Below are 26,638 nucleotides of genomic sequence, written 5' to 3'. Positions count from 1 at the left end.
ACGATTTCCACATTGCCGCCCAGCTGGATGATCGGCTTGCCGAAGGCCTCGCGGGTCAGGCCGCGGGTGACCATCAGGTCGAGCGCCTTCTCGGCCTGGCCGATGGCGCGCATGCAGTGGTGGATCCGGCCCGGACCCAGGCGCAGCTGGCTGATCTCGAAGCCTCGGCCCTCGCCCAGCAGCATGTTCGAGGCCGGCACGCGGACATTGTCGAACACGATGTGCATGTGGCCGTGGGGCGCGTCGGGATCGCCGAAGACGTTCATCGGCCCGACCACCTTGACGCCTGGGGTGTCCATGGGGACCAGGATCTGGGACTGGCGCAGGTGGGGCGGACCCTCGGGGCTGGTCTGCACCATGGTGATCATCACCTTGCAGCGCGGGTCGCCGGCGCCGGAGATGTAGTGCTTCTCGCCGTTGAGGACGTACTCGTCGCCCACCAGGGTGGCGCGCATGCGGATGTTCTTGGCGTCCGACGAGGCCATGTCCGGCTCGGTCATGGCGAAGGCCGAGCGAATCTTGCCCTCCAGCAGCGGCTTCAGCCACTTTTCCTTCTGCTCGGGCGTGCCGACGCGCTCCAGGACTTCCATGTTGCCGGTGTCCGGCGCGGCGCCGTTCATGGTCTCCGAGGCCATCGGATTCTTGCCAAGCTCGACGGCGATATAGGCGTAGTCGAGGTTGGACAGGCCCTCGCCGGTCTCGGCGTCGGGCAGGAAGAAGTTCCACAGGCCCTCGGCCTTGGCCTTGTCCTTGGCCGCCTCGAGGACTTCCAGCTGGCCCGGCGCATAGGACCAGATGTCGGTCTTGCCCTCGCCCAGGCGGTGGAATTCCACGCTCATCGGCTGGACCACCTCGGCGATGAACTTCTTCACGTGGTTCAGGAGCGGCAGCGCCTTTTCGGAGATGCGGAGGTCGTTGAGCGCGTCCTGCGGGTTCAGCGCGAAGCTGGATTGGGCTTTTTCAGCAGCGATGTTCATGGTGGTCCTCCCGGGGACATGGGCGTTGAAGCTGGGGCGCCGGGGGCCAGCCCCTTAAAGGCCAAGGCGCGCCCGGATCGTTCTGTCCCCCACCATTGGCGCAGAATTGCTGAAAATCAAACGCCTGTTCGGCTGAGCGGCCTAAAAGGCGTTCAAACATTTGTTTGAACGGAAGGCGCCCACCATGGATTTCGAATATTCGCCACGGCAGAAGGCGCTGATCGCCCGGGTGAGCGCCTTCATGGCCGAACACGTGCTCCCCGCCGTCCCGGTCTATGAGGCCCAGCAGGCCGAGGGGTCGCGGTGGAAGGTCCTGCCGGTGATCGAGGCGCTGAAGGCCAAGGCCCGGGCCGCGGGGCTGTGGAACATGTTCATGCCGCCGTCCTCGGGCGTGGCCCATGTGGAGGACAGCTTCGTCTTCGAGGGCGAGCCGCTGACCAATCTGGAATACGCCCCCCTCGCCGAGATCATGGGACGGGTGGAGTTCGCCGCCGAGGTGTTCAACTGCTCGGCCCCCGACACCGGCAATATGGAGATCCTCAACCGCTACGGGACCCTGGCCCAGAAGGAACGCTGGCTGGCGCCGCTGATGACCGGCGAGATCCGCTCGGCCTTCCTGATGACCGAGCCCCAGGTGGCCTCGTCGGACGCCACCAATATCGAGACCCGCATCGTCCGCGACGGCGACCACTATGTGATCAACGGCCGCAAATGGTGGTCCTCGGGCATGGGCGATCCCCGCTGCAAGGTCGCCGTGGTCATGGGCAAGACCGACCTCGACGCCCCGCGCCATCAGCAACAGAGCCAGGTGCTGGTCCCCATCGACGCGCCCGGCGTGAAGATCGTGCGGATGCTGCCGGTGTTCGGCTATGACGACGCCCCCCACGGCCATGCCGAGGTGGTGCTGGAAGATGTTCGCGTTCCGGTGGACGAGGCCCTGCTGCTGGGCGAAGGGCGTGGCTTCGAGATCAGCCAGGCGCGTCTGGGGCCTGGCCGGATCCACCACTGCATGCGCACCATTGGCGCGGCCGAGGTGGCCCTGGAGAAGATGTGTCGACGGCTGAGAAGCCGCACCGCCTTCGGCAAGGCGATTTCCGAACACTCGGTCTGGGAGGAGCGCGTCGCCCGGGCCCGGATCGATATCGAGATGACCCGCCTGCTCTGCCTGAAGGCGGCCGACATGATGGACAAGGCCGGCAACAAGGTGGCGCGCCTGGAGATCGCCATGATCAAGGTCCAGGCGCCGACCATGGCCCTTAAGATCATCGACGACGCCATCCAGGCCCACGGCGGCGGCGGGGTCACCCGCGACTTCGGCCTGGCCAAGGCCTATGCCGGACAGCGCACCCTGCGCCTGGCCGACGGCCCCGACGAGGTCCACAACCGCACCATCGCGCGAATGGAACTGGCCAGGTACGGGGATCATCAGGCCAGGCTGGACGCCGAGCAGGACGCCCTGCGCGTGCCTGTGGGCTCGCGCTGAGGCGATGACGGCGCCTGTGGAGACGACTGGGGGACTCAGGCCACCCAGTCGTGCTTCAGCCGCCGGGCGCCGAGGACGAACAGGGCCGAGGCCACCAGATAGAAGGCCAGCCCTGAATAGATGGCGTAGCGCAGGGATTCCTCGCCAAACCTCGGGGTCAGGGCGTCGGAGACCGCGCCGAAATACCAGGTGCCCAGGCCGAGCCCGATCAGGTTGTTGACGAACAGGAAGCAGGCCGAGGCCACGGAGCGCTGCGCCACCGGGACCAGGTGCTGGACCGCGGTGATCACCGGCCCCAGCCAGGCCAGGTTCAACCCCTGGGGGATGATGAACAGCACGAAGGCCAAGGCCAGGGACTGCGACTGGATAGCCAGGAAGAAGCACGGCAGGGCGATCAGAAAGGCCCCGGCGGGCACCAGCAGGTAGGCGGCCGGTCGCTTGGGGCCCAGGCGGTCCCCCAGCCAGCCCCCGGCCCAGACGCCGATCACCCCGCCCACCAGGGTGATGATCCCCAGGAAGATGGAGCGGTCCACCAGGCTCATGCCCAGGCTGCGCTCGAAGAAGGACGGCAGCCAGAAGGCCACCCCGTAGCCACAGACCGAAGAGGCCGCCGCCCCGAGGGAGATCAGCCAGAAGCTGGGCTTGCGCAGCAACAGGGCCACCGCCCCAGGGGGCGGCGCGGCCGGCGCCTGTTCGGCGAGCGGCGGGACGGGGGCGACCGGCGGCGCGTCATAGGCGCCACGCCTGGGCTCCTTGACGATCAGGCGGAAGATCGGGGCGAAGGCGATCCCGAGGGCCCCGACAATGATGAAGGCCGCCCGCCAGTCGATGGCGTGGGCGATCAGGCCGCCGAACAGGATGCCCAGGGCCGAACCGATGGGGATGCCGAAGGAATAGGCCGCCAGCGCCCGGGCCCGCTGGGTCTTGGGGAAGTAGTCGGCGATCAGGGAATAGGCCGGGGCCACGCCGCCAGCCTCGCCGATCCCCACCCCCATCCGGGCCAGGAACAGGGTCCAGAAACCGGTGGCGAAACCGCACAGGGCGGTGAAGCCGCTCCACAGGGCGAGCGCCCCGGTCATGATCCAGGTGCGGCTCCAGCGGTCGGCGAGCCAGGCCACCGGGATGCCCAGGCCCGTATAGAAGAGGGCGAAGGCCAGCCCGCCCATCAGCCCCAGCTGGCTGTCGGTGAGGCCCAGGTCGGCCTTGATCGGGCCGGCCAGGATTCCGAGGATCTGGCGATCGAGGAAGTTGAAGGTATAGGCGACGATCAGCACGCCAAGGACGGTGACCGGATAGCGGCTCGGCCGGATTCCCAAAGGGGGGCGGGCGGCGGGGTCGGGGGAGATGTCCATCAGAGCTCCGCAAAACAGACGAAGGCCCGGCCCCCAAGGGAAGCCGGGCCGCTAAAGCTCTACTAGAACTTCGCTTCGAGGGAGAGGGTCACCGTCTGCGGCGGCCCGTAATAGGCCGTCACGGAGTTGGCGAAGAGTCCGCCGGGGAAGTTGTAGCCCCCGATGCGGTAGGTCTCGTCGCCCAGGTTCTTGCCGTGCAGGCCCACCCGGTAGCGCTCGCTTTCCGAGGTCCACACCAGGCTGGCGTCATAGAGCCAGTAGGCGCCCTGATCGAGCAGGGACGGGATTTCGAACATGGAGAAGGACGAGCGGTAGGCGGCCGAGGGGATAAAGCTGATCTTCCCCCTGTCCCCCAGGTCGCGCTGGTAGGTCAGGCTGAAGGCGCCGGTCCATTCGGGGGTGTTCTGGAACACCCGGCTGTCGGCGAAGTCCTCCACCACGCCAGTCAGCGGGTTCAGCGCCCGATACTCGTCGAACTCGGCCTTGATGTAGCCCAGGGCGAAATTGGCGCTCAGATCCGGGGTCAGATAGGCGACGCCCTCCACCTCGACCCCCGACATGTGGGATTCGCCGACATTGAGCACCTGGCTGGCGATGGAGGCGCCCACCGGAGTCTGCAAGGTGACCTGCTGGTCCTGATACTGGGCGTAGAAGACCGCGGTGTTCAGGCTCAGGCGTCGGTCGAAGAAATAGCCCTTCAGGCCGGCCTCGTAGGAGTCCACCGTCTCCGGCGCGTAGCCGTCCCGGGAGGTGGGGGTGAGGATGGCGTCGGCCCGCATGTCGAAGCCGCCGGATTTGAAGCCCTGGCTGTAGGAGGCGTAGCCGGTCAGCTCGGAATTCAGATCGTAGCTGACGCTGACCCGGGGGGTGAACTTCTCGTAGCTGTCGGTGCTGGTGAAGTCCGACCGCACCAGGCCCGGCACGGCCAGCGGATTGCCGAACAGGGGCGAACGGATGCCCGTGAAGTTCTGGCGATAGACCACCCCGGTCTTCTCATCGCGGGTGTAGCGGCCCCCCAGGGACAGGGTCAGGGCCTCGGTGAGATCGAAGCTCACATCGGCGAAGGCCGACCAGCTCTCGGTGTCCACATGGCCGGCCGTGGCGATGGTCAGGGCCGCCTGGCTCAGCACCGTGTCGAACGCGCCGGCCGCCGTGGCGCTCAGGTAGAACAGGCCGCCCACCGCCTGCACCCGGTCGCCCGAATAGAGCAGCTGCAGCTCCTGGGTGAACTGGTGGTCGCTGTAGCGGGCCGGGATGTCCAGATAGGGGGCCGGCAGGGTGTCGAAGTCGATCTCGCCGGCGGTTTCGCCGGCGCGATAGGCCGAGATCGACTTGAAGGTCAGGGAGTCGCTGGCCGACCATTCGCCCAGCAGCGAGACGCCGCGGCTCTCCACCCGGTTCTTGTCGCCGGCGCCGGCCCGGGTGTCATAGACGTTGGGCAGGACCTCGCCCCCGGGGATCGGCTGGTTCAAGGCGTCGAAGGCGGCCACTTCCCGGTGGCCGTGGCGGGGGTTGGACCGGTCGGTGACGATGTCGCCGGCCAGGCGGAAGAAGAGATCAGGGGTGGGCGAAAACTCCACCGTGGCCCGGGCCGCGGCCACATCCTTGTTATAGTGCTCAGCCCCGGTGGTCAGGTTGTCGCCATAGCCGTCCCGGTCGAAGCTGGCCCAGGTCAGGCCGACGCCGAGGCTGTCGCTGACCATGCCCTTGGCCGAACCGATGAAGTCGCGCTGGTTATAGGAGCCAAGTTGGCCCTTGAACCGCATCTCCGGCTCGCCGCCGATCTTGGCGGTCACATACTTGATCGCCCCGCCGATGGTGTTGCGGCCATAGAGCGTGCCCTGGGGTCCGCGAAGGACCTCCATCCGTTCAATGTCGAAGATGTCGAGGACCGCGCCCTGCGGGCGGGCGATGTAGACGTCGTCCACATAGAGGCCGACCCCCGGCTCGAAGCCCCAGAGGGGGTCCTGCTGGCCGACCCCGCGGATGAAGGAGATCAGGGTCGAGTTCGAGCCCCGGGCCACCTGGACGGTGAGGTTGGGAGTCGATTGCTGCAGGGTGGTGATGTCGGCCGCGCCGGTGGCCTCCAGGCGCTCGCCGGTGACGGCGGTGACGGCGACAGGCACGTCCTTGAGGGACTCCTCACGCCGCCGCGCGGTGACCACCAGTTCCTCGACCACGGCCACCCCCGGCGTGGGGGCCTGAGCGGCGGCGACGCCTGGAATGGCCGCCATCGCCGCGCTCGCCAGGAGCGCAGCCTTGAAGATGGAATTCATTTTATCCTCCCCAACGCGCCGCTTTGTGAGGTGCGGCGTCGCAAAAACTCACCAGCTGGTGAATTAGCGGCGAGTGTGCCTGCAACCGGGGCCGTTGCGCCAGGGCTCAGGTGAGAGGGCGCGCCGGTTTTTTGACGAGTTGGTGAATTTTCGCAACACTCGCCGGGACGTCGGGTCAGGCGCGGCGACGGACCACGGTTTCCAGGCCCGCGGCGCAGTAGGCGAACAGGCGCTCGCGCACCGCCTGAAGGTCCGAGGAGCGGCATAGACCATCGGACAACTGATCGATCCGCCCGGTCTCCGACAGGGCCAGCATCATCGCCCCCGTGAGAAACTGGTAGCACCAGTAGAGGTCGTCGATCTCGGCCTCGGGCAGGGCCGCCTTCAGGGTGTCGATCAGCCTGTGCACCACAGGATCAAAGAAGCGGTGCATGGTCTCGCCGCCCCAGGCTGGAGTGTTGTTCACCAGGGCGACCAGACGGAAATAGTTCTTCCAGCCCGGATCCTGGGTCATGGAGCGGTCCAGCAGCGGCCCGATGAAGGCCTCGATGACCCCTTCGGCCTTCAGATCATGCGGATGGGCCGCCTGATAGGCGGCCATGGCCTCGAGCCGCTCGCGGTTGAGAATCTCCGCCCGCCGGGCGAAGACCGCATCGAACAGTTCGCGCTTGGCGCCGAAATAGTAGTGGATAAGGGCGGTGTCGACGCCCGCCTCGGCGGCCACCTGGCGCACGGTGACCCCGTAGAAGCCGTGCCGGGAGAACAGTTCCTCGGCGGCGTTCAGGATGGCTTCGCGCAGATCTGGGCCCTGGCCCTTGGGCCTGCGCCCCCGGGTCGCCCCAGACGCGGTCGCGGATGATTTCCCCATGATCAGCGCAGTGGAGGACGGCGGCGGCCCGAAGGTCAAGCGCCGGGATGGAGACGCCGCCCTAGGCGCCTCAGAAGGTGGCCGGCCGGGTGAGGACGAACAGGCTGAGAACGCCGGCCAGGGCCACGAGCGCCGGGAGAAGTTTGAAGAGCTTGACCATGGCCCCCAGATAGGCACGGCCATGGCCACGATCCAGTTAAGCTTCCGACATATTTCCTGGGGCCGTCTTGAGGGCGGCTGACAGGCGCCGAACCTGCATGGCCCAGCTTGACTCTCGGGGGCGGCCTGCCTAATTCCAGGCCGCGTTAGCACTCAGGGTCGGCGGCTGCTAATGTGCGCCGACCGCGGGGGCTAGCCTCATCGCAATTCGCAATAGTTCCGAATGGAGCAAGACCAACATGGCGTTTCGTCCTTTGGGAGACCGCGTCCTCGTCCGGCGTGTCGAGGAAGAACAGAAGACCAAGGGCGGGATCATCATCCCCGACACGGTGAAAGAGAAGCCGCAGGAAGGCGAGATCATCGCCGTGGGCCCCGGCGCCCGTGACGAGAGCGGCAAGGTCCAGCCCCTGGACGTCAAGACCGGCGATCGCATCCTGTTCGGCAAATGGTCCGGCACCGAGATCAAGCTCGAAGGTGAAGACCTGCTGATCATGAAGGAAAGCGACGTCCTGGGCGTCCTCGACTAAGACCCCGGCCCCTCGCCGATCCGGCCCGCCGCAAGGCGGGTGAAGACATACGGCCAAGGCGCGCGATCCGGGATGATCCCGACGCTGCCCTTCGCCTCCAAGGAAAGAAGAAGAAATGGCTGCGAAAGACGTCTATTTCTCCGCTGACGCCCGCGACCGCATGCTCCGCGGCGTCAACACCCTCGCCAACGCCGTGAAGGTGACCCTGGGCCCCAAGGGCCGCAACGTGGTCATCGAAAAGTCCTTCGGCGCCCCGCGCTCGACCAAGGACGGCGTGTCGGTGGCCAAGGAAATCGAACTGGCTGACCGCTTCGAGAACCTCGGCGCCCAGCTGATCCGCGAAGTCGCCTCGAAGACCAACGACAAGGCCGGCGACGGCACCACGACGGCGACCGTCCTGGCCCAGGCCATCGTGGTCGAAGGCCTGAAGTCGGTGGCCGCCGGCATGAACCCGATGGACCTGAAGCGCGGCATCGACAAGGCCGTCGCCAAGGTGATCGAAGAGATCAAGGCCACCTCCAAGAAGGTCTCGGCCAATTCCGAGATCGCCCAGGTCGGCACCATCTCGGCCAATGGCGACACCGAGGTCGGCGAGATGATCGCCCGGGCCATGGACAAGGTCGGCAACGAAGGCGTCATCACGGTTGAAGAAGCCAAGACCGCCGAGACCGAACTCGACGTCGTCGAAGGCCTGCAGTTCGACCGCGGCTACCTGTCGCCCTACTTCATCACCAACGCCGACAAGATGGAGGCCGATCTCGAAGAGCCCCTCATCCTGCTCTACGAAAAGAAGCTGTCGACCCTGCAGCCCCTGCTGCCGGTGCTCGAAGCCGTGGTCCAGTCGGGTCGTCCCCTGCTGATCATCGCCGAGGACATCGAAGGCGAGGCCCTGGCCACCCTGGTCGTGAACAAGCTGCGCGGCGGTCTCCGCGTCGCCGCCGTCAAGGCGCCGGGCTTCGGCGATCGCCGCAAGGCCATGCTGGAAGACATCGCCATCCTGACCGGCGGCCAGCTGATCAGCGAAGACCTGGGCATCAAGCTCGAGAACGTCTCCCTCGACATGCTCGGCAAGGCCAAGAAGGTCACGATCACCAAGGACGACACCACGATCGTCGACGGTTCGGGCGAGAAGGACGGCATTGAAGGCCGCATCAGCCAGATCAAGCGCCAGATCGAGGACACCACCTCGGACTACGACAAGGAAAAGCTGCAGGAACGTCTGGCCAAGCTGGCCGGCGGTGTTGCGGTCATCCGCGTCGGCGGCTCCACCGAGGTCGAGGTGAAGGAACGCAAGGACCGCGTCGACGACGCGCTCAATGCGACCCGCGCCGCGGTCGAAGAAGGCATCGTCCCGGGCGGCGGCGTCGCCCTGCTGAAGGCCTCCAAGATCCTGGACGGCTTCAAGGGCGACAATGACGACCAGGAAGCCGGCGTCGCCATCGTGCGTCGCGCCCTGCAGGCTCCGATCCGCCAGATCGCCGAAAACGCCGGCGTCGAAGGCTCGATCGTCGTCTCCAAGGTCCTGGAAAACGACTCCGCCACCTTCGGCTTCAACGCCCCGACCGCAGAATATGTCGACCTGGTCCCGGCTGGCGTCATCGACCCGGCCAAGGTCGTCCGGACGGCTCTGCAGGACGCGGCTTCGGTCGCCGGCCTGCTGATCACCACCGAAGCGGCCATCGTTGAAGCCCCGAAAAAGGGCGGCGGCGCGACCGGCGGCGGCATGCCCGACATGGGCGGCATGGGCGGCATGGACTTCTAAGTCCAAGCCCTCCCAAGCTTTCTCGAGACGAGAAGGGCGGAGCCTCACGGCTCCGCCCTTTTTCTATGGGCGCTTAGCGGCCCTTGTCGTCGCGGATGATCATGTGGCCGATCCAGCTGGTCAGGCCGGTGACGATGGCGGCCACCAGGCCCGGCCACAGGCCATCGACGATGAAGCCATCCAGCAGCAGGGCCACCAGGCCGATCATGGCGGCGTTGAGGATCAGCAGGAACAGGCCGAGCGTGATCAGGGTCAGCGGCAGGGTCAGGATGAACAGGATCGGCCGCAGGACGGCGTTGACCAGCCCCAGCAGGATGGCCGCCAGGATCAGGCTGCCGGTGTCGGTGAAGGCGAGACCCGCCACCATGATCGAGGCCAGCCACAGGCCGATGGCGGCGAAGACGGCGCGGACGATGAACTTGGCCAGCATTTAGGTCCCCCTGCCGCGGCGGCTCTGCGCCGCCGGATCTGGAGGCATCTTCGCCGATGGCGCCGGCCCCGTCACCCTGTCGGCCCAATTTCGCCGCATACGCAGCCGACAGCGTGGCCTTGGGCGGGCGGGACTGAGGATTTCCATGACACGACCCTTGATCATGCTGGCCCTGTGCGGCCTCTGGGCGAGCTCCGCGGCGGCCCAGGCGCCCGCTGACCTTGGGCCCGGGCCTGGACCCGAGCCGGAGAGACTGGGCCAAGGCCCGCCGGCGCGCCTGTTCATCAGTCCCTCCGGGGAGCCGTTCCGGGAGGGGGACGGCCTGGCGGCCTGGTTCGCCGGCGCCGATCGCGACGGCGACACCCTGTTGACCCGGCCGGAGTTCGAGGCCGACGCCGAGCGCTTCTTCGCCGTGCTGGACGCCGATGGCGATGGGGTGGTCGATGGCTTCGAAAACCAGGCCTATGAGCGCCAGATCGCCCCGGAGATCACCCGCCTGGGCGAGTCCCCGCGCCCCGGCGCAGGCGGCGGACCCGGCGGCGGACCCGGCGGGGGACCTGGCGGACGCCCTGACGGCGACGGCGAGCGCCCGCGCCGGCCCATGCCGGGGTTTGGCCGGGACAAGCCCGAGCCCGGCGGCCAGCGCCAGGGGGCGGCCCGCTATGGCCTGCTGAACGAGCCGCAGCCGGTGCGGGGCGCCGATGGGGATCTGTCGGGCCGGATCAGCAAGATCGAGTGGCGCGCTGCGGCGGCCCGCCGGTTCAACCTGCTGGATCTGGATGGGGACGGAGTCCTGACCCTGGACACCCTGCCGCCCCTGCCCGGCGCCCGACCGCCCCGCTGAGGCGGGGCTGCGCCTCAGGCCCGGGCCAGGTCCACCTGGGGGATGGTCTCGCTGAGTCGCCCGCCGACCCGGATGGGCTCGACCCGGAGGGCGAGACCCGTGGCGTCATCGGTCTCGACGAACACGCCGCACACCGTGGCCGGGCCTTCGGCGGGCTTGTAGCGGCCGCCGGAGATGCGGGTAGTGAAGCGCCGCAGGGGCTCTTCCTTCTGGTTGCCGATCACGCTGTCATAGTCGGCGCAGGCGCCGGCGTCGGTCTGATAGGCGGTGCCGCCGGGCAGGATCTGGCAGTCGGCGGTGGGCACATGGGTATGGGTGCCCACCACCAGGCTCGCCCGACCGTCGCAGAAATGGCCCATGGCCATCTTCTCGCTGGTGGCCTCGGCGTGCATGTCCACCAGGATGGCGTCGGACACCATGCCCAGCGGCGCCTTCTCCAGCTCCCGGTCGACGGCGGCGAAGGGGTCATCCAGGGAGTCCATATGGACCCGGCCCAGCAGGTTGATCACCAGGATGCGGCGGCCCGACTGGGTCTCGAACAGATTGGCCCCGCGGCCCGGCGCATCGGCCAGCACCGAATAGTTCAGCGGCCGGATCAGCCGAGGCTCGCGGACAATATAGGTCAGGGCCTCCTTCTGGTCCCAGGAGTGGTTGCCCAGGGTCAGGCAGTCGGCGCCGGCGTTGAACAGCTCGCGGGCCGTATTCTCGGTGATTCCGAAGCCGGCGGCGGCGTTCTCGGCGTTGATGACCACGAACTCGAGACCGAGCTGGCGACGCAACATGGGCAGGTGGTCGGCGAGACCCTCGCGGCCGGACCGGCCCACGACATCTCCGAAAAAGGCGAAACGCATCAGGTCATCCTATCGGACTTCGATCAGCCCGGCTTCCGTCAATATGGCGTCCAGCCGCTGATCGTGCGGCTCCAGCGGCAGGTCCTCGACCTCCTGGCCGGCATAGGCGTAACCCAGCAGGAAGGGGCGATGTTCTGCGCCCAGCGCCGCGATCGCCCGGTCATAGACGCCGGCCCCCTGGCCCAGGCGCCCGCCCCGGCGGTCAAAGGCCACCAGGGGCACGATCAGGGCCGTCGGCGACACCTGCGGCTGGTCGGCAAGCGGGGCGGGTATTCCGAAGGCGTCCGGCGCCAGGGCCGCGCCCGGGGTCCAGGGGCGAAAGATCAGCGGCGCATCCCGGCTCACAGCCGCCGGCAGGGCCAGCGCCACGCCGGCTTCGGCAAGCGCGGCCATCAGCGGGCCGGGATCAAGCTCGGCGCCCTGGGCGATGTATCCCGCCACCGGGCCAGCCCCCAGGCGGGCCAGCGGCGCATGGGTCGCAGCGCGGGCCGCGGCCTGGCTGTCAGCGGCGGCCAGCGCCCGGCGCTGGTCCCGCATCGTCCGGCGCAGAAGGGTCTTTTGATGAGAGACAGGGTTCACCGCCAGGCTCTTAGCCGAACCCGAGGCCCCAAGGGAAATGGTCGCGAGCCGTTTAGGTCGGTGCGTTCGAAGCTCAGGGCTAGCCCAAGGATAACGCCGGCCCTATGCGCGTTGGCGAATCCGTACCCAACCTCCGGGCCTGGGATGCACGCTCCCCGACCGCTGCCGACCCATTGCGGACGTTTGAGCTTGAGCACACGGCTCCCCAGTGCTTGCCTTTCAAGGCGGCGGTGAGTGGGGCAAGGGTGCGGATGATTCGTTGGCTGGCGGCGGTGATTCTAATCATAGGCCCCGTCGCCGCATGGGTGGCGTGGTGGCCCCACAGTGACCTGACGAAAGCTGGATTGCACACCGAAGTTGGCAACCTGAGGTCTGGCAGCAGGTTCGGCTTGCATCCGGGGATGCACTGGCGGGAAGCCGACAAAACCATCCGATCTCAGTTCGAGCCGACATTTGTTCTGTGGCGAGTCGCCACAGAAGAAGAGAAGGCTCGTGGTGCTGGCAGCTACCCGCCATCTCCAGTCCTGGCGGGACGCAGCGAAGTCTCGTATCGCGACAAGTCGTGGAGAAACGGTGTAATCACCCTTCATCTGAACGACGGCGTCGTCACAGAGGTGCATTGGTGGTTCGGCGGGCCGTTCTATATCGACCTTTAAGTGTAGCGTGGCGTTCTCGACAACGTCCGCCCCCACCTAGAACGAGCCTTGGGAAGGTCTGCTTGCCGCCATCCGGCATGGGGCTAGGTTGTGTGGATGATCGACCTTGAGGAACGGATAGAGATGGTGACGCGCAACGTCATCATGGCCGCCATCCATCATGATCTCTGGTCCCTCCACATCCATAAGAATGCGTGGGACACCACAGAGATCTATCGCGAAACAATGATGGACCTTTGGGCAGCTAACAGCTTAGCTCATCGCTATTCATTCTATGTGAGGACAGCGGCGGCCTACGCGCAGGGGCCTAAGGTCAACGGCATCCCCAGGCTTATGCGGGAGTGCTCGGAAAAGCTGACCCAGGAAGGTGCAGCCCGGCTAACTTCGCTGTTCACCGAAGCCAAGCCCCTCGCCGACAAAATCGAAAGACTGAGGAACACCGTCTATGCTCATCAATCTGCGCGTATGCGAGTTGAGCATGCGTATGCCGAAGCGAAGATCAACTTGGATATGGCTCAACGGCTGATGGTGATTTCCATCGACATCATAAACGAACTGCGTACCGCTGTGGGCCTGGGGGCAACCGAGATCAGCAGGTCGCACATCGATCAGTTCGAGCGGACGATGAGGGCCATCGGCCAATCTCGTGAGGATTCCTTACACCCCTTTGGTGGTGTCATTCTCGGGGTTTGATCGTCCGCTTACGTCAATGTCGCTGCCCCAACCTTCGCAGTCATTCACAGAGGCCGCTTTCGAGAGCAGGGCGGATGCGACTGATGTGCGCGCCACGGCAATCGCTGAGCGATCAAGGAGCAAAGGTGGCGGCGCCGTGAGAACCGTGAAGGACGATTTTAATTCCCTCGGACCTGGATAACCAGCCGCGCCAGCGGCGCATGGGTCGCAGCGCGGGCCGCGGCCTGGCTGTCAGCGGCGGCCAGCGCCCGGCGCTGGTCCCGCATCGTCCGGCGCAGAAGGGTCTTTTGATGAGAGACAGGGTTCACCGCCAGGCTCTTACCCGAACCCGAGGCCCCAAGGGAAATGGTCGTAGGCCCTTGGGAAGGATCAATTCGCTTGGGCGCGGCCCAATCTCCCACCAGGAAATGTGCCGCGTCTCTTGTGTGTAGGCATCTTGCGTCGCACGCTTTTGGCGAGAAGCTGGGGTTTGTCATGACGTCGTCGGATGTGCGCGCTTCAGTTGTCGATGAGCGCGCAAGCATCTCTGGTTCTCGGAGATACCAGCTGACGTCCACGTCTGTCGGCGAGACCTACCAGATCGATGTGGCCTTGCCCGCTAACGGCCTAGGGCAGGATCATCCACTGACTGTCGTGTACGTGTTGGACGGAAATACCGTGTTCGGCATTGCCGCTCAGGCGGCGCGTTTTCTCCAGCAGGCCGACGGTGCGGCCCCAGCCTTGCTGGTAGGGGTCGGCTACTGCCTGGACGGGGTGATCCGACCCAGAGACGCCTATGGGCTGCTCCGCATGCGAGACTTCACCGCCAGCAGGGACGCCGGATTCCTCGCGACAATCACAGAAGCCCGCCAAGGACGCCCCGGGCCAGAGGGCGTTCGTCCGTGGGGCGGGGCGGACGCCTTCCTGCAATTCCTTACCGGGGAGCTTCGGCCCTTCATCGCCGGCGAGTACGACGTTGATCCCGCCCGACAAATTCTCGTTGGGAGTTCGCTTGGCGGCCTCTTCAGCCTGTATGCAATGCTGAAAAGGCCTGGCGCCTTCGCGGCCTACGGCGCGAACAGCCCCTCCCTGTGGTGGAACGAAGGCGAGTTGTTTCGGATCGAGGAGGCGTTCGCGTTCCAGTCCGCAACCTTGGACACGGAACTCTTCATGTCAGTGGGCGGCCTTGAGACCGAGGCGCCGTGGTCGATGCTTGAGGGTGTCCAGCGGCTGACGGAGCGTCTTCAGGGACGCGGCCATGCGGGCCTGACGGTGACCAGCCACGTGTTCGAGGGTGAGACGCATACGTCGGTCATTCCCGCGGCGCTAAGTCGAACGCTGCGGACGCTTCTCAGAAAGTCGGACTAGGCGAACCTCCTCCTCTGGCCGAGCGCGATGCTTGGGCCGAGGACGTGGAGCCTGCCTTAGTTTGCATGTTGGACGGGCCTTTCGCCGCCGCCTCGGGTGTCCTTGGCGACCTTGCCCTCGAGGTCGTCCAGCCAGGTCTGACGTGCGTCGGCCGCCCTCTGGAGGATCATCAAGGCGACGGCGTTGGCCTCCTTGGGCTGCTGGTCCGCCTTGTCAGCGGCCTTGGCGGCGGCCTCACGGTCGGCGCGCATCTTGTCGTCGATCGCCGTCAGGGTGTCCAATGCCCGCTCGGCCGCGGTCTTGGAGTCGGATTTCGCCGATGCGGCCGGATTGGCCATACCCTGCTCGGCTATCTCGGCGAGATAGGACCTGAACGACTCCACGTCGGTATAGCCGTAGTCAAAGGCCACAGCGCGTTGGTCGTCGGCGGACAACCGGTCGAGGTAGCCGGCCTGGTATCGGGCGAAGGCCGACATGTCGAAGTCGTCGCCGGCGCCCCCTGCGGCGCGAGCCGCCGCAGACGCCATCGCGTTCGAATAGGCGCGCTGGGTGGCGGCGACCTGCTTGAAGAAGCCGCTGTCGAGGGAGAGCCAGTACAGTACGCCCGTCCCCCTGCTGTCGGCGAGCGCGGCGAACTTGGCGTCGGTCGAGGCCCTCGGGTCGTTCAGGGTCTGGAGCGCGTCGACCATCCGTTGAGCCGTCGCCCCGGCGGCGCCATTGGCCGAGATGGGCTGGGCCACGAAGGCCGGCGGCGCGGCGACCGGCTGGGACTCGCTGGACGGCGCTGGCCCGTACTCGGCGAAATAGGCCTCCGCCCTCTGCGTCCAACTGGCCGTGCCGCGATAGTCGCGAAGGGAAAGCAGATCCACCGTCTGCTGGTCACCGGCGGCCTGGGCGAGCCGGATCTGCGTATCGAGCCGGCCGGTGGAGCTGTCCTTCAGGACGCCGCTATATTCGGTGGCGGCGGCGTAGCGCGGATCGTTCATCGCCACTTGGAGGGCGCGCATCACATCGATATTTGCCTGGAGATTGGCGCGATGCTCTTCGGGGGTGGTGATGATCGTCCCCTGGTCCCAGGCGAAGGAAAAGACCTCCCGGCGCTCCTGGCTGTATGCCGCGGCGACGCCCACATAGATTTTCTGGTCGTCGGCGGACAGGCTGTCGAAGGCGGCCAGCTTCTGCTCATAGGCCTTGGCGCCGTCGGCGAACCAGGTCGGCGACTGGCTGCTCCCGGCGCCTGCCCCTACGGACTGCATATAGGCGTTCACTTGAGCGGCGCGCTGGGAGAAGGCCGAATTGGCCAGATCGACGGCGTATTGCAGGTTCGGGTCAGCCTGGCCCTGGCTGGCGGGGCCGTTCAGCAGGGTGTCGTTGACGAATTTGTAGGCCGCAAGCTGGTCGTCAACCGAGGCGGAGCCCGAGGTGTCGTTCAGAGCCGCGATGGCCTGGTTGAGCTGGTCGCGCAGCGCCTGGGCCGGATCGACGGCCGGGCTCGCCTCAGGGGCGGTGACATCGGCGGCGGGATCCGTTGAACCAGCAGCCAACGCGGCCTTCGCCGCATCGCTCAGGCTAACGATAACGGCGCTTCCGGAGGCTTGAAAACGGGTCGAGGCAGCGGCGTCCTGAGCGGATGCGCCGGAGGCGGAGGCCGCCGCAGCGACCAGGGCTTGGGTCGGCATGACAGGGGTCGTGGTCACGGAGATCTGCATGGTCTCGCTCCGAGCAGGCCAGCACTAGCCACTCGATAGCTTAACGCGTCTGGGTTAACGGGCTGCTTATCAAGGCTTCGTCGCCCCCCACACCCATCGCACCGCGTCGGCCGGAGACGTCGCGATCAGATCAAGCGCTGGGGGGCGTCCGGGGCCCAGGGGCGAAAGATCAACGGCGCGTCCGGGCTCACAGTCGCCGGCAGGCCAGCACCACACCGGCCTGGCTGTCGGCGGCGGACAGCGTCTGATTGTTGAACGCCGGCTCACGACAGCTCCCGACCTTTTCGGACGTTCACGACGCCGGAGTTGAGGGGCTCGGGGGCATGTCGTCGAACAGCGTGCAGCCAGCGGGGTAGCAGGTCCACGGCATCCCCTGTGCACAGCGCACCGCGATAGTGGGAGACGGCAGCGTGGGATCGGCGAAGCAGCCTCCGGCGAAGCCCGTCTGGCCGGGTCTCCACGCCCCGAAGGACTTCCAGTAGAGGGTCGAGCCGCAGGTTGTGCAGAACCAACGCTTGCCCATGCCTTGGAGGACGGTCAGCGAACCTTCGACCCTCCTTACCTGCTCGTCCCGGAAATAGACCGACCACCCAAACGGAGCCCCCGTGCGACGCTTGCAATTGTCGCAGCTGCAAACTCCGCTGCTGATGGGCTCGCCTTCGACCTCAACTTGGCAGGCGCCACACGCACATCGCGCAGTCCGGATGGTCATATCAGGCCCCCACTCCCGGCATTCCCCAGGTCTGGGAGCTTGCGCCCGGCAGCCTAAGCCGTCCACTCGCCGCGCAAGTTCACGTCCGGGCTCCACCCGTTTCATTCATTCACAGAGTCCGCTTTGGGGAGCAGGCAGCGCACACTTCGACCGTGAAGAGGCTGGCAGAAACCGCTGGCGATCAGGGGGTAAATGTGGCGGCGCCGTGAGAACCGTGAAGGACGATTTTAATCCCCTCAGACCTGGATAACCAGGTGGGCGCCATGTGTCCGGGGCCACGGCGCCGGACAGGGACAGCTCCCTTTGAGACAATTAAGGTCGGAGGAATTAGGTTGCCTTCGACGTGAGCCACAGCAGACCCGCCGGGTCCTAAATTAGGGAGTCTGCGCCCCCACCACAAGCGGCATGAGACGACGGCCGCCTGCGACCTATTCGGCGGCGAGCTTTTCGATGCGCTTGGCCGCCCCGTCCAGAGCCGCCACGGCCTTGGATTCGATGCGGGCCTGGTCCGACTGCAGCCGCGCCAGCTCGGCCTGGATGCTCGACATGCGCCCCCGGGAATCCCACAGCTCGTCGGCCAGCAAGAGGGCGCCCATCAGGAACAGGCGCGTATCGGTCAGCTGCCCCATGTCCTGGGACACCGCCCGCACCTGACGGTCGAACAAGCGGGCCAGTTCGATCAGATGGCCTTCCTGCCCGTCCTCGCAGCCCACCTGATAGGGGCGGCCGTTCACCTCGATGGTCACCTGGGCCATGGATCAGTCCTCCCTCGATTCCGACCAGGGCGGCGAAGCGTCCTCGTCTTCGTCCACCTTCGCCGTCTCATCCCCCAGAGGAAGGACCGGCTCGGCCGCCGGTTCCGGCCCCTCGCCATCGAGGGCTTCGCGGATCTCGACGATGGCGCGGCCGAGCGCGGCCGAGGCCTCGGCGCCGGCGCTCTCCAGCTCGTGCTGGCGGGCGCGGGCCTGGTCGAGGTCGGCGGCCAGCCGGGCGCGGTCCTGGTCGAACAGGCCGCCGGTGTCGGCGGCGTCGCGGCGGCCACGCTCGCCCAGGCGCTGTTCCAGCAGGGCGATGGCGCGCTCCAGCCGCTTGGCGGCCTGGTCGATGGCGCTCTCGCTTGCAGGATCACGGAACATTCAGGACTCCAGAGGTGTGACCGTTAATCTATAGACTGCGCCGGGCGCGGCCCGAAAGCGGCGCATTTCTTGACCGCCGCCCCAGTGCATGCGACCCCGCCAGCCTCTGCCCCCCGCCCGATGACCTTCAGACTTCCCGGAACGCCCATGCCCGCACAGCTCCAGACCATGGCCGACGCCATCCGTGTCCTCTCCATGGACGCCGTCCACCGCGCCAAGTCGGGGCACCAGGGGATGCCCATGGGCATGGCCGATGTGGCCGCCGTCCTGTGGTCCAAGTTCCTGAAGTACGACGCCGCGGCGCCCGACTGGGCCGACCGCGACCGCTTCGTGCTCTCGGCCGGCCACGGCTCGATGCTGATCTATTCGCTCCTGCACCTGACCGGGTTCGAAGACGTCAGCATGGAAGAGATCCAGAATTTCCGGCAGTGGGGCTCCAAGACCGCCGGCCACCCCGAATATGGCCACACGCCCGGCGTCGAGACCACCACCGGCCCCCTGGGCCAGGGCCTGGCCACCGCCGTCGGCATGGCCATGGCCGAGCGTCACCTGGCCGGCCGGTTCGGCGATGACCTTGTCGACCACCGCACCTGGGTGGTGGCCGGGGACGGCTGCCTGATGGAGGGCGTCAGCCAGGAGGCCATCTCCATGGCCGGCCGCTTCAAGCTGCATAAGCTGACCGTCCTGTTCGACGACAACAACACCACCATCGACGGCGAGGCGACCATCGCCGAGACCGGCGACCAGATGGCCCGCTTCAAGGCCGCCGGCTGGGCGGTGAAGGCCGTGGACGGCCACGACTTCGGCAAGATCGCCGCGGCCCTGCGCTGGGCCACCAGGCAGGATCGGCCGACCATGATCGCCTGCAAGACCAAGATCTCGAAGGGCGCGGGCCGCAAGGAAGGCGACCCCCACAGCCACGGCTACACCCTGTTCGACGACGAGATCGCCGATTCCCGCGTGGCTCTGGGCTGGAGCCACGAGCCCTTCGTCATACCCGACGAGGTCTACAAGCCCTGGCGCGCGGCGGGCCGCAAGGGCGGCAAGGTCCGCAAGAGCTGGGAGAAGGCGCTGGGCGCCTCGCCCCTGAAGGCGGAGTTCCAGCGGGCCATGGCTGGCGAGCTGCCGCCCGAGGCCTTCGCGCGCCTGGACGCCCACATCGCCGAAATGGCCAGGACCGCGCCGGCCAACGCCACCCGGGTCCATTCTGGCGCTGCGCTCGAGCAGCTGGTTCCTGCCATCCCGGAAATGGTCGGCGGCTCGGCCGACCTGACGGGATCCAACAACACCTTCGTCAAGGGCACGCCGGCCTTTGACGCGCCTGACTATGCCGGCCGCTATGTGCATTACGGCATCCGCGAGCACGGCATGGCCGCAGCCATGAACGGCATGGCCCTGCACGGGGGCGTCATCCCCTATTCCGGCACCTTCATGGTGTTCTCCGACTACAGCCGCCCGGCCATCCGGCTGGGCGCCCTGATGGGCGTGCGGGTGATCCATGTGATGACCCACGACTCCATCGGTCTCGGCGAAGACGGCCCCACCCACCAGCCGGTGGAGCACCTGGCCTCCCTGCGGGCCATGCCCAACCTGAACGTCTATCGCCCGGCCGACGCCGTGGAGGCCGCCGAGTGCTGGAAGCTGGCGCTCTCGACGCCCACCACGCCCTCGATCATGGCCCTGTCGCGTCAGAAGGTCCCGGCCGCCCGGACCGAGCCTGCGGGCGAGAACCTGTCGGCCCGGGGCGCCTATGAGCTGCGCGCCGCCGATGGCGAGGCGAAGGCGACGATCTTCTCCACCGGTTCGGAGGTCTCCATCGCGCTGGCCGCCCGCGACCTGCTGCAGGCCCGCGGCGTGCCGACCCGCGTCGTCTCGGTTCCCTGCTGGGAGCTGTTCTCGGCCCAGTCGGCCGAGTACCGCGCCTCTGTGATCGGCCAGGCCCCGGTTCGCGCGGCGGTGGAAGCCGCCGTCAGCCTGGGCTGGGAACGGTTCATCGGCGAGGACGGCGTCTTCGTCGGCATGAGCGGGTTCGGCGCCAGCGCCCCCTATGAGCGGCTCTACAAGGAATTCGGCATCACCGCCGAGGCCCTGGCCGACGCCGTCCAGGCCAAGGTCTAGGCCCATGCGCCTGGGCACGCCGCTGTCGCCGGGCGCCCTGCGCGTCCTGCTGCTGGGCTCGGGCGAGCTCGGCAAGGAGGTGGCCATCGAGTTGCAGCGGCTCGGCTGCGAGGTGATCGCCGTCGACCGCTACGCCGATGCGCCGGCCATGCAGGTGGCCCATCGCAGCCACGTCATCGCCATGACCGATGCGGCGGCCCTGCGCGCCGTGGTTGAAGCCGAGCGCCCCCACCTGATCGTGCCCGAGATCGAGGCCATCGCCACCGACGAACTGGCGGCCATCGAGGCTGCGGGCCTGGCCGTGGTGATCCCCACCGCCCGGGCCGCCCAGCTGACCATGAACCGCGAAGGCATCCGCCGCCTGGCCGCCGAGGAGCTGGGGCTGGCCACATCGCCCTACGCCTTCGCCTCCAGCGAGGCAGAGCTGGCGGCGGGCGCAGCGGCCGTCGGCTATCCCTGCTTCGTCAAGCCGGTGATGTCGTCCTCGGGCAAGGGCCAGTCCTATGTGGAAGCGCCTGCGGGCATTGAAGCCGCCTGGCGCTACGCCCTGGAGGGCGGCCGGGTCGAGCAGGCCCGGGTCATCGTCGAGGGCCGCATCGATTTCGACTTCGAGATCACCCAGCTGACCGTGCGCGCCCGCGGCCCCGACGGCGAGGTGGCCACCCACTTCTGCGAGCCTATCGGCCACCGCCAGGTGCAGGGCGACTATGTGGAGAGCTGGCAGCCGCAGCCCATGAGCCCGCTGGCCCTGAAGCGCGCCCGGGAGATCGCCGGCCGCGTCACCGCAAGCCTAGGGGGCCTGGGTCTGTTCGGGGTCGAGCTGTTCGTAAAGGGCGATGCGGTCTGGTTCTCCGAGGTCAGCCCGCGGCCCCACGACACCGGCCTGGTGACGCTGGCCACCCAGGTTCAGAGCGAGTTCGCCCTGCATGCGCGGGCGATCCTTGGCCTGCCGGTGGACGTCACCCTGCGCGAACCCGGCGCCAGCGCCGTGATCTATGGCGGCATGGAGGCCCGGGGCGTGGCCTTCGAGGGCGTCGCCGAAGCCCTGGCCGTGCCTGGCGCGGACCTGCGCCTGTTCGGCAAGCCCGAGGCTTTCGAGCGCCGTCGCATGGGCGTGGCCCTGGCCCGCGCCGCGACCATCGAGGCCGCCCGGGCGCGAGCGGCGGAGGCTGCGGCCAAGGTCCGCGTGGTGGCGGGAGACTAGGCGATGGTCGAGGTTCGGCTGGCCCCGGTCGCTCTGTCGGAGAAGGCCGAGCTCCGCCGCCTGCTCGATCCCTATCTGATCGCCCACGCCGACATCGTCGATCCCCGGCGCCGCCACGGCGATCCCACGGACTATCCCCATTTCGACGCCTATTGGACGCAGGCTGAACGCCGGCCCTTCTGGATCCTGGCCGACGAGGTCCGGGTCGGTTTCGTGCTGGTGAACCGCTATTCGCCATCGGGGCTCGGTTGCGACGCCGCGGTGGCGGAGTTCTGCGTCCTGCCGCCATGGCGGCGCGCCGGGGTCGGCCTGGCCTCCGCCCGCGCCGTCTTCGCGACGACGCCTGGACTCTGGGAGCTCCAGGTCTATGACGCCACGGCGCCCGCCCTGGCCTTCTGGCCTCGGGCGATCGCCGCCGCCGGAGGCCGCGAGGTGACGGAGGCTTCCCTGGGAGCGCGGCGGGTCCATCGCTTTCGCGTCGGTTGAAACCGGCGCCGGATCACATTCGCCGGCTGGTCGGACAGATCGGGCTCACTTCCCCTTGACTCCCGCGAGCGCCCCCGCACAAAACCCCTGCAAATCAATCGGAAATCGCCACCTACCGGCCCAAGAGCTCGCAGGAGAATCCCATCATGACCGTCCGCGTCGCCATCAACGGTTTCGGCCGCATCGGCAGGCTCGTCCTGCGCTCGATCATCGAGCATGGCCGCACCGACATCGAAGTGGTGGCGATCAACGACCTGGGCCCGGTGGAGACCAACGCCCACCTGCTGCGCTATGACAGCGTGCATGGCCGCTTCCCCGGCACGGTCACCGTGGACGGCGACACGATCGACGTGGGCCGCGGGCCGATCAAGGTGACGGCCATCCGCAACCCGGCCGAGCTGCCGCACAAGGAGCTGGGCGTCGACATCGCCCTGGAATGCACCGGCCTGTTCACTTCCAAGGAGAAGGCCGCCGCCCACCTGGAAGCCGGCGCCAAGCGCGTGCTGGTCAGCGCCCCTTGCGACAACGCCGACAAGACCATCGTCTTCGGCGTCAATCACGACGTCCTGACCCGGGATGACCTGGTGGTCTCCAACGCCTCGTGCACCACCAACTGCCTGGCCCCGATCGCCAAGGTGATCCACGAGCTGTGCGGCATCGAGCGCGGCTACATGACCACCATCCACTCCTATACGGGCGACCAGCCGACCCTGGACACCATGCACAAGGACCTCTACCGCGGCCGCGCTGCGGCCATGTCCATGATCCCCACCTCCACCGGCGCGGCCAAGGCCGTGGGCCTGGTGCTGCCGGAGCTGGCCGGCAAGCTGGACGGCTCGTCGATCCGCGTGCCGACCCCCAATGTCTCGGTGGTCGACCTGAAGTTCGTGCCGGGCCGCAAGGTGACCAAGGACGAGATCAACGCCGCCCTGCAGGCCGCCGCCGACGGCGCCATGAAGGGGGTCCTGGCCACCTCCAACGACCCGCTGGTCTCCATCGACCTGAACCATATCGCCGCCTCGTCCACCGCGGCCCTGCCGCAAACCCAGGTGATCGAGGGGCAACTCGGCCGGGTTCTGTCCTGGTATGACAACGAGTGGGGCTTCTCGACCCGGATGAGCGATACCGCGCTCGCCATGGCCAAGCTGATCTGATCGGCTGCCCGGACGTTCGCCTTCGAGGCTGATGCGCCCGGGTCCAGGCCCGGGCGCGGCCCGCCGCCCACGCCCTGACCGCTGGAAGCCGATGACCTTCAAGACCCTCGACGACGCCGACCTGAAGGGCCAGCGGGCCCTGGTGCGGGTGGACATCAACGTGCCCATGGCCGACGGCCAGGTCACCGACGACACCCGCCTGGCGGCTGCAAAGCCGACCGTGGACAAGCTGCGGGCCGGCGGCGCGCGGGTGATCCTGCTGGCCCACTTCGACCGGCCCAAGGGCAAGCGGGTTCCTGAGATGAGCCTCGCCCAGGTGGTCGAGCCGCTCTCGCGGGTGCTGGGGGTCAAGGTGGCCTTCGCCGAGGACTGCATCGGCGCGGCGGCGGACAAGGCCGTGGCGGGCTTAAAGGACGGCGACGTCCTGCTGCTGGAGAATGTCCGCTTCCATCCCGGCGAGGAGAAGAACGATCCGGACTTCGCCAAGGCCCTGGCGGCCAATGGCGATCTCTATGTGAACGACGCCTTCTCGGTCGCCCACCGGGCGCACGCCTCCACCGAGGCCCTGGCCCGGCTGCTGCCGGCCTATGCGGGCGAGCAGATGCGCCTGGAGCTTCAGGCCCTGGACGCCGCCCTGGGCAAGCCCAAGCGGCCCGTTCTGGGCATTGTCGGCGGCTCCAAGGTCTCGACCAAGCTCGATCTGTTGAACAATCTGGTGGGCAAGCTGAACGCGCTGGCCATCGGCGGGGGCATGGCCAACACCTTCCTGGCGGCCCAGGGGATTGATGTGGGCGGATCGCTTTGCGAGCACGACCTGGGCGACGCCGCCCGGGAGATCATGGCCGCGGCCGAAAAGGCCGGCTGCCAACTGCTGCTGCCCGTCGACGTAGTCACCGCCACCGAGGTCGCCCCGGGCGTGGCGTCCAAAATCCAGAGCCTTGAAGGCCTGGGGCCGGACGACAAGATCCTCGATGCGGGGCCTGAGACCCTGGCGCGGCTGATCGCGGCCATGGACGCCTCGGCCACCCTGATCTGGAACGGCCCCCTGGGCGTTTTCGAGGTGCCGCCCTTCGACAAGGCGACCGTTTCGGCGGCGAAACACGCCGCCTCACGGGCGAAATCAGGTCAACTGGTGGCTGTGGCCGGCGGGGGTGATACTGTGGCGGCCCTGAACGCAGCCGGTTGTGCGGAAGACTTCACCTTCGTCTCGACCGCCGGCGGCGCGTTCCTTGAATGGATGGAAGGCAAGACCCTGCCCGGTGTGGCGGCTCTGAGCCAGTAAGAGACAAGCAGAGAAACGGACGGATACGGCGATGGCCCGGATTACCCTGAGACAGCTTCTCGATCACGCCGCCGAGCACAGCTATGGCGTGCCGGCGTTCAACATCAACAACATGGAACAGGGCCTGGCGATCATGGAGGCCGCCAACGCGGTCAATGCGCCGGTCATCATCCAGGCCAGCCGCGGCGCGCGCTCCTACGCCAATGACATCGTGCTGAAGCATCTGATCGATGCGCTGGCCGAAATGTACCCGCACATCCCGATCTGCATGCACCAGGACCACGGGAACAACGAGGCCACCTGCGCCACGGCGATCCAGTTCGGCTTCACCTCGGTGATGATGGACGGCTCGCTGAAGGGCGACGGCAAGACGCCGGCCGACTACGACTACAACGTCAAGGTCACCAAGAACGTCGTGGACATGGCCCACTGGGTCGGCGCCTCGGTCGAGGGCGAACTCGGCATCCTGGGCAGCCTGGAAACCGGTGAAGGCGAAAAGGAAGACGGCCACGGCTTCGAGGGCAAGCTGGACCACGCCCAGTTGCTGACCGATCCCGACCAGGCGGTCGACTTCGTGAAGGCCACCGAGGTGGATGCGCTGGCCATCGCCATGGGCACCAGCCACGGCGCCTACAAGTTCACTCGCCAGCCGGACGGCGACGTCCTGGCCATGAACGTGATCGAGGAAATCCACCGCCGCCTGCCCAACACCCACCTGGTGATGCACGGCTCGTCCTCGGTGCCGCAGGACCTGCAGGACATCATCAACCAGTATGGCGGCCAGATGCCCCAGACCTGGGGCGTGCCGGTGGAAGAGATCCAGCGCGGCATCAAGCACGGCGTGCGCAAGATCAATATCGACACCGACAACCGGATGGCCATGACCGGCGCCATCCGCAAGGTGTTCGCCGAGAACCCCGGCGAGTTCGACCCGCGCAAATATCTGAAGCCCGCCATGGACGCCATGAGCGCCGTCGTCCGCCAGCGCTTCGAGGAATTCGGCGCCGCCGGCTGGGCCGACAAGATCAGGCCCCTGCCGCTCTCGGTCATGGCCAAGCGCTATGCCTCGGGCGAACTGGACCCCAAGATCGGCGTCACCCGCCAGGCCGCCGAATAGGCGATCTCAGGCTCGGGCCTGAAACGACAAACGCCGGCCAGGTTCCCCTGGCCGGCGTTTTCGTCTGTGGGGGCGGAACGCGCTCTAGCCTTCCATGTCGCCCATGGCGCTCTGCATGTAATTGGCCTCGCCCAGGGACTTCATCAGCATCAGCTGGGTTTCGAGATAGTCGATATGCTCCTCGGTATCGCTGAGGATCTCCCGCAGCAGTTCGCGCGAGACATAGTCGGCGACGCCCTCGCAGAGCTTGATGCCCTCAATCAGGGTCACCCGGCCGCCGGTCTCGACCGCCAGGTCGGACTCCAGGCATTCGCCAACGCTCTCGCCGACCTTCAGCTTGTGCAGGTCCTGCAGGTTCGGCAGGCCCTCAAGGAAGAGGATGCGGTTGATGAGCTTGTCGGCGTGCTTCATTTCGCCGATGGACTCTTCATAGACGATCTTGCCCAGGCGGCGCAGACCCCAGTTTTCGAACATCCGCGCGTGGAGGAAATACTGGTTCACCGCAGTCAGCTCATTGGTGAGCACTGCGTTGAGCAGTCGGATAATTGCCTTGTCGCCCTGCATCGGGGGCTCCTTTCCTCACGTCACAAACAGATTTAGGCGCAACCTCATGCGAGGACCGCGCCGTGTCAAAGCCTATGTTTGCAAGTGATTTGCGCTGGCGAAGATAAGGGCCGGCGGCGCGGCGTTTGCCTGCCTATTCGGCGGCGTAGCGCAGGGCCTCGCGCTGTTCCTGCAGATACTCGCGCATGTCGCAGACGCACCGGGCGCATTGGGGCTTGGCGTCGCAAGCCTTGAAGATTTCCGCAGGACGGCTGGCGCCGGCGGCGACCGCCGCGCGGACCTCGCGTTCACGAATACCGTTGCAATTACAGACGTACACGAGCGGTGTGACTCCCCAGGCGACGGATCGATA

The 26,638-nt window shown here is 67.2% G+C and carries 26 protein-coding genes and 1 other RNA gene; 13 read left to right on the top strand and 14 right to left on the bottom strand.

The window, feature by feature from the left end:
- Positions 1-977, bottom strand: a 977-nt coding sequence (locus tag Q7S93_RS04760; RefSeq protein WP_304712595.1) for an acyl-CoA dehydrogenase family protein, incomplete at its 3' end; no start/stop codon positions are given.
- Between the two features lie 184 nt (positions 978-1,161).
- Here Q7S93_RS04760 and Q7S93_RS04755 point away from each other — a divergent pair.
- Positions 1,162-2,460, top strand: coding sequence for an acyl-CoA dehydrogenase family protein (locus Q7S93_RS04755; RefSeq protein ID WP_304712594.1), 1,299 nt, complete (start codon positions 1,162-1,164; stop codon positions 2,458-2,460).
- 35 nt (positions 2,461-2,495) lie between these two features.
- Here the strand turns inward: Q7S93_RS04755 and Q7S93_RS04750 are convergent, their stop codons facing one another.
- The 3 genes from Q7S93_RS04750 to Q7S93_RS04740 all read right to left on the bottom strand — a co-directional run bounded on the left by Q7S93_RS04750 (position 2,496) and on the right by Q7S93_RS04740 (position 6,956).
- On the bottom strand, positions 2,496-3,812 hold the full coding sequence (locus Q7S93_RS04750) for a spinster family MFS transporter (RefSeq protein WP_304712593.1): 1,317 nt from the start codon (positions 3,810-3,812) through the stop codon (positions 2,496-2,498).
- Between the two features lie 62 nt (positions 3,813-3,874).
- A complete protein-coding gene (locus tag Q7S93_RS04745) occupies positions 3,875-6,088 on the bottom strand; it encodes a TonB-dependent receptor (RefSeq protein ID WP_304712592.1) in 2,214 nt (737 codons plus the stop codon).
- 175 nt (positions 6,089-6,263) lie between these two features.
- On the bottom strand, positions 6,264-6,956 hold the full coding sequence (locus Q7S93_RS04740) for a TetR/AcrR family transcriptional regulator (protein ID WP_304712591.1): 693 nt from the start codon (positions 6,954-6,956) through the stop codon (positions 6,264-6,266).
- Positions 6,957-7,354: 398 nt separating this feature from the next.
- On the opposite strand from Q7S93_RS04740, the gene groES reads away from it, so the two are divergent.
- Both groES and groL read left to right on the top strand, forming a co-directional pair.
- Complete coding sequence (gene groES / locus Q7S93_RS04735) at positions 7,355-7,642, top strand: co-chaperone GroES (protein WP_293321778.1); 288 nt, start codon at positions 7,355-7,357, stop codon at positions 7,640-7,642.
- Positions 7,643-7,757: 115 nt separating this feature from the next.
- Entirely contained in the window at positions 7,758-9,404 is a 1,647-nt protein-coding gene (gene groL, locus Q7S93_RS04730) for a chaperonin GroEL (RefSeq protein ID WP_304712589.1), read from the top strand.
- Positions 9,405-9,477: 73 nt separating this feature from the next.
- On the opposite strand, the gene Q7S93_RS04725 is transcribed toward groL, so the two are convergent.
- A complete protein-coding gene (locus tag Q7S93_RS04725; RefSeq protein WP_304712596.1) occupies positions 9,478-9,831 on the bottom strand; it encodes a phage holin family protein in 354 nt (117 codons plus the stop codon).
- Positions 9,832-9,979: 148 nt separating this feature from the next.
- On the opposite strand from Q7S93_RS04725, the gene Q7S93_RS04720 reads away from it, so the two are divergent.
- Positions 9,980-10,678: a hypothetical protein gene (locus Q7S93_RS04720; protein WP_304712587.1), complete on the top strand. Its 699-nt coding sequence runs from the start codon at positions 9,980-9,982 to the stop codon at positions 10,676-10,678.
- Between the two features lie 14 nt (positions 10,679-10,692).
- On the opposite strand, the gene Q7S93_RS04715 is transcribed toward Q7S93_RS04720, so the two are convergent.
- Both Q7S93_RS04715 and Q7S93_RS04710 read right to left on the bottom strand, forming a co-directional pair.
- Positions 10,693-11,529 carry a TIGR00282 family metallophosphoesterase gene (locus Q7S93_RS04715; protein WP_304712586.1) on the bottom strand — a complete coding sequence of 279 codons (837 nt, stop codon included), beginning with the start codon at positions 11,527-11,529 and terminating at the stop codon, positions 10,693-10,695.
- Positions 11,530-11,538: 9 nt separating this feature from the next.
- Positions 11,539-12,108: a 5-formyltetrahydrofolate cyclo-ligase gene (locus tag Q7S93_RS04710; RefSeq protein ID WP_304712584.1), complete on the bottom strand. Its 570-nt coding sequence runs from the start codon at positions 12,106-12,108 to the stop codon at positions 11,539-11,541.
- 251 nt (positions 12,109-12,359) lie between these two features.
- Here Q7S93_RS04710 and Q7S93_RS04705 point away from each other — a divergent pair, with 251 nt between their 5' ends.
- The 3 genes from Q7S93_RS04705 to Q7S93_RS04695 all read left to right on the top strand — a co-directional run bounded on the left by Q7S93_RS04705 (position 12,360) and on the right by Q7S93_RS04695 (position 14,804).
- Positions 12,360-12,764: a hypothetical protein gene (locus Q7S93_RS04705; RefSeq protein ID WP_304712582.1), complete on the top strand. Its 405-nt coding sequence runs from the start codon at positions 12,360-12,362 to the stop codon at positions 12,762-12,764.
- 96 nt (positions 12,765-12,860) lie between these two features.
- Positions 12,861-13,457 carry an AbiU2 domain-containing protein gene (locus Q7S93_RS04700; RefSeq protein ID WP_304712581.1) on the top strand — a complete coding sequence of 199 codons (597 nt, stop codon included), beginning with the start codon at positions 12,861-12,863 and terminating at the stop codon, positions 13,455-13,457.
- Positions 13,458-13,931: 474 nt separating this feature from the next.
- Entirely contained in the window at positions 13,932-14,804 is an 873-nt protein-coding gene (locus tag Q7S93_RS04695) for an alpha/beta hydrolase (protein WP_304712579.1), read from the top strand.
- Positions 14,805-14,860: 56 nt separating this feature from the next.
- Here the strand turns inward: Q7S93_RS04695 and Q7S93_RS04690 are convergent, their stop codons facing one another.
- From Q7S93_RS04690 to Q7S93_RS04675, 5 genes are all read right to left on the bottom strand, one after another.
- Positions 14,861-16,348 (bottom strand): hypothetical protein, encoded by a 1,488-nt coding sequence (locus tag Q7S93_RS04690; RefSeq protein WP_304712578.1) that lies wholly within the window; start codon positions 16,346-16,348, stop codon positions 14,861-14,863.
- A gap of 457 nt (positions 16,349-16,805) precedes the next feature.
- Positions 16,806-17,225 carry a GFA family protein gene (locus Q7S93_RS19020; RefSeq protein ID WP_370652070.1) on the bottom strand — a complete coding sequence of 140 codons (420 nt, stop codon included), beginning with the start codon at positions 17,223-17,225 and terminating at the stop codon, positions 16,806-16,808.
- A 196-nt stretch (positions 17,226-17,421) separates the two neighbouring features.
- A non-coding RNA gene (gene ssrS / locus Q7S93_RS04685) (6S RNA) lies at positions 17,422-17,585 on the bottom strand.
- A 68-nt stretch (positions 17,586-17,653) separates the two neighbouring features.
- The gene (locus tag Q7S93_RS04680) at positions 17,654-17,980 is read right to left on the bottom strand and encodes a cell division protein ZapA (RefSeq protein ID WP_304712576.1); all 327 of its coding nucleotides are present in this window, start codon (positions 17,978-17,980) and stop codon (positions 17,654-17,656) included.
- A 3-nt stretch (positions 17,981-17,983) separates the two neighbouring features.
- On the bottom strand, positions 17,984-18,361 hold the full coding sequence (locus tag Q7S93_RS04675) for a DUF4164 family protein (protein ID WP_304712574.1): 378 nt from the start codon (positions 18,359-18,361) through the stop codon (positions 17,984-17,986).
- A 147-nt stretch (positions 18,362-18,508) separates the two neighbouring features.
- Between Q7S93_RS04675 and tkt the strand changes: the two genes are divergently transcribed.
- The 6 genes from tkt (at position 18,509) to fba (ending at position 25,722) form a co-directional block, all read left to right on the top strand.
- Complete coding sequence (tkt, locus tag Q7S93_RS04670) at positions 18,509-20,479, top strand: transketolase (RefSeq protein WP_304712572.1); 1,971 nt, start codon at positions 18,509-18,511, stop codon at positions 20,477-20,479.
- Positions 20,480-20,483: 4 nt separating this feature from the next.
- A complete protein-coding gene (purT, locus tag Q7S93_RS04665) occupies positions 20,484-21,683 on the top strand; it encodes a formate-dependent phosphoribosylglycinamide formyltransferase (protein WP_304712570.1) in 1,200 nt (399 codons plus the stop codon).
- A gap of 3 nt (positions 21,684-21,686) precedes the next feature.
- Positions 21,687-22,169, top strand: a complete 483-nt coding sequence (locus tag Q7S93_RS04660; RefSeq protein ID WP_304712568.1) for an acetyltransferase — start codon at positions 21,687-21,689, stop codon at positions 22,167-22,169.
- Between the two features lie 146 nt (positions 22,170-22,315).
- Positions 22,316-23,323 (top strand): type I glyceraldehyde-3-phosphate dehydrogenase, encoded by a 1,008-nt coding sequence (gap, locus tag Q7S93_RS04655; protein ID WP_304712566.1) that lies wholly within the window; start codon positions 22,316-22,318, stop codon positions 23,321-23,323.
- Positions 23,324-23,414: 91 nt separating this feature from the next.
- Positions 23,415-24,605 carry a phosphoglycerate kinase gene (locus Q7S93_RS04650; protein WP_304712564.1) on the top strand — a complete coding sequence of 397 codons (1,191 nt, stop codon included), beginning with the start codon at positions 23,415-23,417 and terminating at the stop codon, positions 24,603-24,605.
- 31 nt (positions 24,606-24,636) lie between these two features.
- Positions 24,637-25,722 carry a class II fructose-bisphosphate aldolase gene (gene fba, locus Q7S93_RS04645; protein ID WP_304712562.1) on the top strand — a complete coding sequence of 362 codons (1,086 nt, stop codon included), beginning with the start codon at positions 24,637-24,639 and terminating at the stop codon, positions 25,720-25,722.
- 84 nt (positions 25,723-25,806) lie between these two features.
- Here the strand turns inward: fba and bfr are convergent, their stop codons facing one another.
- Both bfr and Q7S93_RS04635 read right to left on the bottom strand, forming a co-directional pair.
- The gene (gene bfr, locus Q7S93_RS04640) at positions 25,807-26,286 is read right to left on the bottom strand and encodes a bacterioferritin (RefSeq protein WP_304712561.1); all 480 of its coding nucleotides are present in this window, start codon (positions 26,284-26,286) and stop codon (positions 25,807-25,809) included.
- 133 nt (positions 26,287-26,419) lie between these two features.
- A complete protein-coding gene (locus tag Q7S93_RS04635; RefSeq protein WP_304712559.1) occupies positions 26,420-26,605 on the bottom strand; it encodes a (2Fe-2S)-binding protein in 186 nt (61 codons plus the stop codon).
- Positions 26,606-26,638 lie beyond the last annotated feature (33 nt).

Origin of the sequence: Phenylobacterium sp. (genome assembly GCF_030646615.1) — a bacterium.
Taxonomy (GTDB): Bacteria; Pseudomonadota; Alphaproteobacteria; order Caulobacterales; family Caulobacteraceae; genus Phenylobacterium.
This window is presented reverse-complemented; position numbering and strand designations above follow the sequence as displayed.